The 9,804-nt window shown below is 40.1% G+C and carries 9 protein-coding genes and 1 pseudogene; 3 read left to right on the top strand and 7 right to left on the bottom strand.

Annotated elements, in window-relative coordinates:
• Positions 1 to 97: 97 nt before the first annotated feature.
• Together V7L07_RS15570 and V7L07_RS15565 are read left to right on the top strand one after the other, a co-directional pair.
• Positions 98 to 391, top strand: a pseudogene (locus tag V7L07_RS15570) (tetratricopeptide repeat protein); the annotation flags it as partial.
• A gap of 225 nt (positions 392 to 616) precedes the next feature.
• On the top strand, positions 617 to 2,002 hold the full coding sequence (locus tag V7L07_RS15565; RefSeq protein ID WP_335059256.1) for a CHAT domain-containing protein: 1,386 nt from the start codon (positions 617 to 619) through the stop codon (positions 2,000 to 2,002).
• Between the two features lie 176 nt (positions 2,003 to 2,178).
• Here the strand turns inward: V7L07_RS15565 and V7L07_RS15560 are convergent, their stop codons facing one another.
• Both V7L07_RS15560 and V7L07_RS15555 read right to left on the bottom strand, forming a co-directional pair.
• Positions 2,179 to 2,997 (bottom strand): alpha/beta fold hydrolase, encoded by an 819-nt coding sequence (locus tag V7L07_RS15560; protein WP_335059247.1) that lies wholly within the window; start codon positions 2,995 to 2,997, stop codon positions 2,179 to 2,181.
• A 194-nt stretch (positions 2,998 to 3,191) separates the two neighbouring features.
• Complete coding sequence (locus V7L07_RS15555) at positions 3,192 to 3,686, bottom strand: NUDIX hydrolase (protein ID WP_335059246.1); 495 nt, start codon at positions 3,684 to 3,686, stop codon at positions 3,192 to 3,194.
• Positions 3,687 to 4,263: 577 nt separating this feature from the next.
• On the opposite strand from V7L07_RS15555, the gene V7L07_RS15550 reads away from it, so the two are divergent.
• Complete coding sequence (locus V7L07_RS15550; protein WP_167407613.1) at positions 4,264 to 4,428, top strand: hypothetical protein; 165 nt, start codon at positions 4,264 to 4,266, stop codon at positions 4,426 to 4,428.
• A gap of 187 nt (positions 4,429 to 4,615) precedes the next feature.
• Here V7L07_RS15550 and argH read toward each other — a convergent pair whose 3' ends face one another.
• The 5 genes from argH to ispF form a co-directional block, all read right to left on the bottom strand.
• Positions 4,616 to 6,001 (bottom strand): argininosuccinate lyase, encoded by a 1,386-nt coding sequence (argH, locus tag V7L07_RS15545; protein WP_334766215.1) that lies wholly within the window; start codon positions 5,999 to 6,001, stop codon positions 4,616 to 4,618.
• A gap of 88 nt (positions 6,002 to 6,089) precedes the next feature.
• On the bottom strand, positions 6,090 to 6,296 hold the full coding sequence (locus V7L07_RS15540; protein ID WP_335059244.1) for a hypothetical protein: 207 nt from the start codon (positions 6,294 to 6,296) through the stop codon (positions 6,090 to 6,092).
• Between the two features lie 105 nt (positions 6,297 to 6,401).
• A complete protein-coding gene (gene larB, locus V7L07_RS15535) occupies positions 6,402 to 7,190 on the bottom strand; it encodes a nickel pincer cofactor biosynthesis protein LarB (RefSeq protein WP_335059242.1) in 789 nt (262 codons plus the stop codon).
• A 267-nt stretch (positions 7,191 to 7,457) separates the two neighbouring features.
• Positions 7,458 to 9,242, bottom strand: a complete 1,785-nt coding sequence (locus V7L07_RS15530) for an ABC transporter substrate-binding protein (RefSeq protein WP_335059240.1) — start codon at positions 9,240 to 9,242, stop codon at positions 7,458 to 7,460.
• A gap of 62 nt (positions 9,243 to 9,304) precedes the next feature.
• Positions 9,305 to 9,790 (bottom strand): 2-C-methyl-D-erythritol 2,4-cyclodiphosphate synthase, encoded by a 486-nt coding sequence (gene ispF / locus V7L07_RS15525; RefSeq protein WP_335059238.1) that lies wholly within the window; start codon positions 9,788 to 9,790, stop codon positions 9,305 to 9,307.
• Between the last annotated feature and the right edge of the window lie 14 nt (positions 9,791 to 9,804).

Raw genomic sequence — 9,804 nt, 5'->3', positions numbered from 1 at the left:
TTTGGCTATGGCAATTATTGATGGCATGGAAGCCAGAAGCGTAAAGGGTGAATATGCCCTTGAGCGTCTTATATTTAATTGTGCCTAGCTACTTACTTACCAAAAATTAGGTCAATATTCTCAAGCATTAAAGTACCTTGAAGAAGCTTTGAGGATTGTGCAACTATCAGGCGATCGCCGAATTGAAGGAAATACCCTTGATAGTATTGGCACAGTATACAAAAATCAAGGCAAATTACCACAAGCATTGACATTATATCAGCAAGCATTAGCTATTCGTAAAGATATTGGCGATCGCCCTGGTGAAAGAATCACATTGAGTAACATTGGAGATGTGCTAGTAAAAAAAAAGCAACCACAATTAGCCATCTTATTTTATAAGCAATCAGTTAATGTAACTGAGTCCATTCGTAAAGATTTACGTCCCCTACCAAAAGAACAACAGAAATCTTATACAAACACTATTGCTGATACTTATCGCAGCCTTGCAGACTTACTACTACAACAAGATAGAATTCTAGAAGCACTACAAGTTTTAGACTTGTTAAAAGTCCAAGAAATAGATGATTACCTGCATAATGTCAGAGGTAACGACATCACAGGTAGAGGAGTTGATGTGTTACCACAAGAACAGCAAATTAATCGTGGTTTTAATGATATTTTGACTCAACAAATTATCTTAGGTAGAAAACTTGAAGAACTTAAAAAAACTTCAGTTGATAAACGAACACCAGATAAAATAGAACAAATTAGAGAACTAGAAAACAAGGTATCAGAAATTATTAAAGAATTTCTAAATTTTATCAAAAGTCCAGAAGTTATTGGTTATTTAGAACAAATTAACCCAAACATCCGCAATCAAACTTTAGACTTAGATGGACTTAGAACTTTCTCAGAGGATTTACAAGGGCTAAATCGAAACGGAGAAAATGCTGTATTGCTCTATCCTTTAATTTTAGAAAATCGCCTAGAAGTGGTTGTAGTTACACCCTATACACCTCCGACTCGTAGTACGATCTATGTGAAAAAGCAAGTTATCACACAGACAATCACAGATTTTGTTGAGGCTCTCAAAAACCGCAACTCAAATGTAAAAATTCCAGCTAAAAAACTATATGGATGGCTCATTAAACCGATAGAACCAGGATTAGCTGCTGCTAAAGCCAAAACAATTATTTATGCTCCAGATGGGCAGTTACGTTACATACCGCTAGCAGCATTATATGACGGCAAGCAATGGTTAGCAGAACGATTTAACACTAACTATATTACTGCGCGTAGTTTGACAAAACTCAATATTCAACCCTTACCTTCACTGCAAATTTTAGCAGGAGCTACAACTAACCGTCACATTGTAAATAATGTAGATTTTTACAGTTTGCCTTTTGCTGGTAGCGAAGTAGAAAACCTAGCTGCAATGATACCTACAACTAAAAAATTAATTGATGAGCAATTCAACAAAAAAGAAACCATATACTCTTTGACAAATTACTCATTTATTCATTTGGCAACTCATGCTTTTTTTGCCATTGGTAAGCCAGAAGACTCATTTATTTTATTGGGTGATGGCGATATAATTACTATGCCTGATATTCAAACATTGCTACTCAGAAACGTGGATTTAGTGGTGTTGAGTGCTTGTCAGACGGGGATAGGCGGTATAAATAATGGTAATGGAGAGGAAATTCTAGGCTTTGGCTATCAGATGCAAAATGCAGGTGCAAGAGCTACAATCGCATCTTTATGGTCAGTTAGTGATGGTGGTACGCAAATCTTGATGAACACCTTCTACGCCTTACTGCATCAAGGCAATATTAGCAAAGCTGAAGCATTACGTCAGGCACAGGCAATTATGATTACAGGTGAATTCAAATTGATCGGTTCCCAACAAGATAGGGCAATTCTCCAATCTACACGTAACAACCTATCACCCAAGGTAGTGAATAATCTCAGTCACCCCTATTATTGGGCACCATTCTTTTTAATCGGCAACGGTTTATAGGAGAGACTGTGCTAAAGGTGAGTCAAACAATTTTGAATTTTAGATTGACTCAGCAATCAAGTCAGGGAAAAGCCATTTAATTTTAGATTTTGGATTTTAGATTTATTCTATGTAGCTTAATTCTTGCAAAGCAAGTATAAAATAATACGTAATTTGCATTATCCAATCACCAATACCTATCCCCAATTCTCTTTAATAAACTCCCGAATCTCGATCGCCACAACTCCAGCAGAAGATTCTGGTAAATCATTTCCGGCATGGGCAATCATTTTCAACTCTACTTTCGGCATCAGTTGGGCATAAACACGACTTTTGGCTAAAGCATCTGGTGTATCTTGGCCACCTTGTAAAATAAAAACTGGGGCATCTATCATATAAAGCCGCTTTTGCACTAATTCCGCCTCAATTTCTACTTGTCGTCGTTTGAAAAGTAACTGACAAGCTATGGGGAAACGTGACAATTCCTGACGTAATTGCAAATCCTGGGCAATTTTGTCATGCCAACCCAGAACTTTAGTCAAGGGAATTAGCGATCGCAACAATTTAACTATTAGTGTTGGATAATTCAATAATCGCCGCATCTTCCGGCAATGTTGTTCTTGTCCTGCTATCTCTACACCCTCTGGTGCTAACAATACTAAACCATCAACTTTTTCTGGATACTTTAAAGCATAGCTAGCAGCAATCCAACCCCCAAGAGAATGCCCCACTAAATATACTTTTTCTAGCTTGACAGCTTGCAAAAACTCAGCTAAACACTCAACTTGTAAATCTATCGAATGGTGGATATTCGGATTCTCTGATTCACCAAACCCTAATAAATCAGGTGCAAAACAATGAAAATCTTGTGCAAGAGACTCCATCACAGATAACCATTGACTGCTTTCATTCCAAGCACCATGTAAAAAAATTATAGGAGTTTTTTCACCGACTTCACGCCAGAATATTAGCCCTTGAGAAAGCTTTCTCCGGGAGTTACGGAATAATGTATCCATTTTAATTTAGTAGTTAACTTTTAGCACCATAATAAATAGTCATTAGTCATTAGTCATTGGTTATTAGTTTTGGACAAATTACAAAGAGAGAAGTTTGAGCCGTTCGCGCAGCCTCTTGTAGAAAAGAGATGTTTCCTTAGATCGTAACTTTGGCGGCAAGTGACAAAGGACTAATGACTAATGACAAAATATTATTATGCCAATGTTGTCAAGCCCTTCAAGTAGTCTTGTAACTGCCGAGTATGGTCGTGAGACATCTGTCCTGAAGGTAGGAAACTGAGGGAGAAAGCTTGGATTTCCATAACTTCCAAAGTATCCTTAATTTCCATTGTCCCATGCACCTCGGCTTCAACCACAATACAAATTGAATGGATTCTGGGATCGCGGTCTGGTGCAGAGTAAACCCCTACCAAACGGTTAATTTTCACTAAGTCTAGCCCAGTTTCCTCCATCAATTCCCGGCGGACTGTATTGGGAATATCTTCTCCCCAATCTACCATTCCTCCAGGCAATGCCCAAAGACCATCGTCACGCCGCCGGATCAGTACTATTCGACCATCAGGTAAAATTGGGATGATGCTAGTGCCAGTAATGGGGTGACGAAATATTATACCCAGTACTGTTTGTCCAATACGCCACAAGCTACGTGTGGACTCTACTGCTGCCGGAAAAAAAGCAATAACGTTCAATCTTCAAATTTTTTGTGTTGTATTCTATATTTCCCTACCACTTACATACACTCAACTAATAAAATTTTGGCTGAGTTTTGTTTTATACAAAAATGTTTGTGGGTTGAGATTTTATTCTCACGATTTACGTAGAATATTATTAATTCTAACATCAAGTTTCAAGAGAAGCACTGTATTTATATATACATAATATTTTTTAAATTAGGAAAATTTTCAGTTTATCGTTAGCATTCGTGCTGCTGAAACTAGCTATTACTAATAGTTTTTCAGCACACATTCAAAAAATAATCTGAATTCTTTCCTGATAAGATTGGTTTGTTTCAATAACAATAAGTAGTTAGCTAATTTACAATCTATTTAATAGATTAGAATCTAAGAAAAGGTATTTTTCGTCTACCTGGCAGGGATAATTTAGAATTGTTATTGACAGAACAAGGTTGTATGCGGTAGACTAGTACACTGTTTAAAGCGTATTTATTGCTGCACTAGGCTACAAGTATATCAATAACATTGGTAGCTAATATTGCCTACGTGATGCCTAGTTGCTACTTTTTTGTTGTTTATTAATGAGGTGAACATGGCCAAGCGCCGTAACCCGAAAAAAGAAAAGGCGCTACGTAACCAGGCGTATGCCAGAAAGTTTCGTAAACGAACTACGACAGGAAGAATGCAGAGAAGGTTCCAACAAAGACCACCAAAGAGTGAGGAAGAAGAAGGCGCAGCAGCAGCTGACACTGAATAAGCTGCCTGCCTGAATCCTTATTGTTTCGGTTATTTAATTTTTAGGGCGTACATTTATTTGTACGCCCTTATTTATTATTGGGCATTGGGCAATTCAATTTTGGATTTTGGATTTTGGATTTTAGATTGAAATTTAATCCAAAATCCAAAATCTAAAATCTAAAATTATTACTCCCTACTCCCTCCCTCTATTGATCAATTTGAGCGCGGGCGGCTATAAGTGCTTTGCTTACCTGTACAAAGCCAGTACCGCCGTAACTATTGCGGGCTGCCACAACCTGACGGGGGGATATCGCCTCATAAATATCTGCTGCAAATGCCGGATGTAGTTGTTGCCACTCTTCCAATGTCAAATCTTTAAGGAGTTTGCCTGCGGCAATACTAGTTTTTACGACTTTGCCCACTAGGTTATAAGCTTCCCGGAAAGGAACGCCCCGTGCTGCCAGATAATCTGCTACATCGGTAGCATTAGAAAAATCTTCCGCCACAGCTGATGCTAACCGCTCAGTACGAAATTCCAAACCTTCTCTCAGCAAAATCGTCATTGCTTCTAGAGAGGCTTTGACTGTCTTAACGCTATCAAATAAACCTTCTTTATCTTCTTGTAGGTCTTTGTTATATGCCAAGGGTAGCCCCTTCATAATCACTAACATTGCCTGGAGATGACCAAATACACGCCCCGTTTTCCCCCGCACCAATTCTGGAACATCAGGGTTTTTCTTTTGGGGCATAATACTGGAACCTGTAGCACAGCTATCTTTGAGGGTAACAAAGCGAAATTCTTCCGATGACCAAAGAATGACTTCTTCTGCAAGGCGGCTGAGGTGAACCATAATCAAGCTAGCAGCACACAAGAATTCGATCGCAAAATCGCGATCGCTCACTCCATCGAGGCTATTAGCATAAATATCATCAAAATTCAATAGTTTTGCTGTGTAGTGGCGATCGATAGGGAAAGTAGTTCCCGCTAAAGCGCCACACCCCAAGGGTGAGATATTCACACGGCGAGAAACGTCACCCAGACGTTCCCAGTCGCGCTGTGCCATTTGAAAGTATGCCAAGAGGTGATGAGCTAAACTCACAGGTTGGGCGCGTTGTAAATGAGTATAGCCAGGAATTAGGGTTTCAACGTGCTTTTCGGCTATATCTAGTAAAACACCTTGAAATTCTCGCAAATTGCTTTTGATTTGTTGGATTTGGTCGCGGAGATAGAGTCTAGTGTCGGTACCAACTTGGTCATTACGCGATCGCGCCGTATGCAGCTTTTTCCCCACATCGCCGACAATTTCTGTCAGTCGGCGTTCAACTGCAAAATGTACATCTTCAGCATCGACACCAGGCTGAAATTTCCCCTGGCGGTACTCTTGGCGAATTTGTTCTAAACCGGCAACCAGTTGCTCTCCTTCTTCTGGGGAGATAATGCCCGTGTGAGCGAGCATTTGGGCATGGGCTTGAGAACCAGTCAGGTCATATTCGATTAATTCAATATCAAAACCTATACTGGCATTAAAACGAGCGATCGCTGGATGTAATGCTGATTCAAACCGCTGGCTCCAAGTTTCTTTTGTGGTCATAAATTATCAGGAAGGGGCATCAATTTTGGATTTTAGATTTTGGATTTTGGATTAATCTAAAATCTAAAATCCAAAATCCAAAATTACTTTAACCGTAGCTAGTTAGATTCCGAATGATATAGCCAATGAATAAACCAATCAACAATGCCCACACTTGACCTGTTTGTATAAAGTGGCTCCAAGCTTTTTGCATCTGATCCAAAACGTTTGGATCAGTGATTGTTTGTGCTAGTGCTGTAAAATTGACAGGCAAATGCCAAAATAGCTGAGATATCAAATCGATGTTCTGGCTCATATTTGATGCTTAAGAAGTAAAGGTGGCAAATTTCAGCATCAGTAAATTTTTTACATAAAGTACTGATATTTACTGAAATATTGGATATAACTTCAATGTCTTAACTCAAGATGTAGCCGATGCCAACCGCAATTTCTCGGCAGTCCGCAAAATCTGCCCCGCCAAAACTGCTGCACCAAAACCATTATCGATATTTACTACGCCTACTCCCGCAGCACAAGAGTTGAGCATTGTCAACAAAGGCGCTAAACCACCAAAACTTGCGCCATAACCGATGCTGGTGGGTACAGCAATCACAGGACAACTCGCTAAACCAGCGACAACGCTGGGTAAAGCGCCTTCCATCCCCGCCACGACAATTAACACTGATGCTGACTCAATCAGGTGGCGGTTACTTAATAAACGGTGAATCCCAGCAACGCCAACATCCCAAAGACGCTGGACGCAAAAACCTGAAAGTTCAGCGGTGACAGCGGCTTCTTCCGCAACGGGTAAATCAGCAGTACCAGCAGAAAGAATACCAATTTCACCCCCGAATTGTGGTTCGATGGTAGGAGGAGCGATCGCACAAATTCGCGCCGATTGGTAATATCGCAAACCGCTAACTTTTGATTCTAATGCGGTATAAACTGCTGGTTCAATCCGAGTCGCCATCACCACCGAATTACGGAGACGCATCACCTCCATAATTTGAGCAATTTGTTCGGGAGTCTTACCAGGGCCCCAAATCACCTCAGGGAAACCAGTTCTTAGCTGGCGATGGTGGTCAATTTTAGCAAACTCACCCACGGATTCATAAGTCAAGTCTTTGAGTGAGTCTAATGCCGTATCTGGGGTAACTTTACCATTAGCAACCGCAACGAGTAGCGATCGCAAAGTTTTTTCATCAGTCATTGGTAATTAGCCCTTTGTCTTTTGCCTTTTGTGATTTATCAGTCGTCTAATAACTAATTCCCTATGCCCTTTAGGAGTGCTGAGTAAGGAATCTCATACCATTTTGGATTTTAGATTTTAGATTTTGGATTGTGAAACATCCATTGGATAAGTGTTTCAGTTTTCCATCTGTCGCAATCATTTTTCAAATTGGTCTCACTTCTTTACTCAGAACTGGCTAAACGCCCCACTATCGCTAAGGGAACTGTTTTGCTCAATGCCCAATGCCTAATCTTCTGTTACTTTAATTTGTTCAATATTCCAGAATGCACCGCTAAGAGCAGAGAATTTAATACCTTCAAAACGATTACGTACCGCTGACATTGAATAAGCATTAACCAAGTAAATAAAAGGTAAATTTTCCTGGGTAATTCGCTGTGTTTCAGCATAAATTGCTTTAACTTTAGCTTCGTCCAATTCTCTTGCAGCTTGAATATAAAGATTCGCTATTTCTGCTTCCCAAGGAGCAACTTCCCAACCCTGAATCGGCTTTTGTCCTGCTTGGGGTTTCTGATTAAACATGTGTAATCCGCCTTCAGGTGCCCAGACATTAGCACCGTCATTCGGTTCTAATCCACCAGTCAAACCCATCAAAGAAGCTTCCCAATCCAAGGAGTTAGAAACTTTATCAGTAAAAGTATTCCATGCCAACGGAGTAAAATCAACTTGAATGCCGATTTTGCTCAAGTCTTGTTTAATCTGCGATCCCATTGCCTCACGGATTTTATTTCCAGCATTGGTAAGCAAAGAAAAACGGACACGATTTCCCTGAGCATCTACTAACTGATTGTTGTTGTACTTAAATCCTGCTTTTAGGAGTAAATCCTTAGCTTTTTGCACATTGTAATCGTAAACTTTTAACCCTTCTTTAGCAGAAAGATAATAGGGGCTTTGCACAGAAATGGGTGAATTTTGTGCTACACCTAAGCCGCGAAACGTATTATTAATCATCGTTTGGCGGTCAATTGCATAAGCTATAGCTTGCCGAAATTGCACATTATTGAACCACCGAGATTTAACTGGATCTACTAATGGTTTTCCGTCCCTTTTACCTTTGTTGAGATTGAACCAAACAAACGATGTACTAGATGTTGGCCCACCATTATAAATGGTGAAATTACCCTGCTTTTCTTGCACTTTTAGCAAAGAAAAGTAATCTGGGGACACTCCGACAGTATCTAATCCACCAGAACGAAATTGCAGTAACGAGGTATCTGTTGACTCTACAATTTGCCAAATTACCCGTTCAATATAAGGCTGAGAATTGCCTTGAGCATCCTTGCGCCAGTAGTAGGGGTTGCGCCGAAAGACCACACGCTGACTCGTGTCGTAGCGATCTATTTTGTAAGGGCCGTTGACAATAATTTGGTCGGGAGGAGTATCAACGCCCCATTTTGTCAAAAAGGTTGGTTTCCCATCTTGGTCTTTCGTTTTGACCGATTGTTGCAAGATGTGGGCGGGCAAAATTGGTGAACCTGTACTCAGTAGGAAAGGTCTAAAAGGTTCCGGTACGCTAAACTCAACCCGGCGTTCATCCACTTTTCGCACAGTGGGCAGTTTCCGACTTTTACCAATCCGTAGCGCGTCTCTAACATCAGTAGGAATTGCTTCATTTAAGTAAATATCATTGTAAGTAAATACCACATCATCTACTGTTAGTGGCTGACCATCAGACCATTTCAACCCTTGCCGTATGGTAAAAACAATCTTTAATTTATCATCAGAAATTTGCCAGGATTCTGCTAATGCCGGCTCAACTTTCGCAGTTATTGGGTTTTGGGTGATTAACCCCTCGTAAATTAGAGAAAAAACATTAGGAAACTCTTGACTCAGAGGGTAGTTAAAGGTTTTAGGATCGCTGAGAATAGCAGTTACCAGTTGCGGTATTTGAGCAGCTGAACTTTTAAAGTTAGCTGGGTTGCAGGCGGTAACTGTAAGTGCTATCGCTGAAGTAAAAATTATTGGCAACCAAAAATATTTAATTGCCAGAAATATTTTCCTAAAAAATTTCATAATTTCCCATTTATTTCCATCTAATCAGTCTTCAATATCTTTATCAGAGGCTAAAACAAAAGTTACTCTGAAGCAACTAGCAAGACAACAGCATAAGCACATATACCTTCTTCACGTCCAACGGGGCCTAATTTTTCGTTAGTGGTAGCTTTGATGCCAATTTGATTTGGTTCTAATTCTAAAACCGCCGCTAGTTTGTCACGCATATTGTGAATATGCGGTTTTAATTTTGGACGTTCTGCTACTACTACCGAGTCAACATTCCCCACCTGCCAGCCTCGATCGCGAATTAGTTGATTTACTTGAGTTAATAGTATTAAACTATCTGCTCCCGCCCATTGAGGATCACTAGGCGGAAAATAATGACCAATATCCCCTAAGGATAATGCCCCAAGCATGGCATCCATAATCGCGTGTGTCAGTACATCAGCGTCACTATGCCCCAATAAACCCAGTTCATGGGGAATTTGAATTCCACCTAAAATCAAAGCGCGATCGCTCACCAGTTGATGAATATCGTAGCCGTTACCAATACGAATTTTAGTCATTAGTTATTAGTCAT

The sequence above is a fragment of the Nostoc sp. genome (assembly GCF_036916985.1).
GTDB lineage: Bacteria > Cyanobacteriota > Cyanobacteriia > Cyanobacteriales > Nostocaceae > Nostoc.
This window is presented reverse-complemented; position numbering and strand designations above follow the sequence as displayed.

Bases quoted from the DNA above. Each gene is read 5' to 3' on its own strand.
- V7L07_RS15560 (WP_335059247.1), bottom strand. From the start codon at position 2,997: ATGGATACATTATTCCGTAACTCCCGGAGAAAGCTTTCTCAAGGGCTA.
- V7L07_RS15530 (WP_335059240.1), bottom strand. From the start codon at position 9,242: ATGAAATTTTTTAGGAAAATATTTCTGGCAATTAAATATTTTTGGTTG.
- ispF (WP_335059238.1), bottom strand. From the start codon at position 9,790: ATGACTAAAATTCGTATTGGTAACGGCTACGATATTCATCAACTGGTG.
- V7L07_RS15540 (WP_335059244.1), bottom strand. From the start codon at position 6,296: ATGAGCCAGAACATCGATTTGATATCTCAGCTATTTTGGCATTTGCCT.
- argH (WP_334766215.1), bottom strand. From the start codon at position 6,001: ATGACCACAAAAGAAACTTGGAGCCAGCGGTTTGAATCAGCATTACAT.
- V7L07_RS15550 (WP_167407613.1), top strand. From the start codon at position 4,264: ATGGCCAAGCGCCGTAACCCGAAAAAAGAAAAGGCGCTACGTAACCAG.
- larB (WP_335059242.1), bottom strand. From the start codon at position 7,190: ATGACTGATGAAAAAACTTTGCGATCGCTACTCGTTGCGGTTGCTAAT.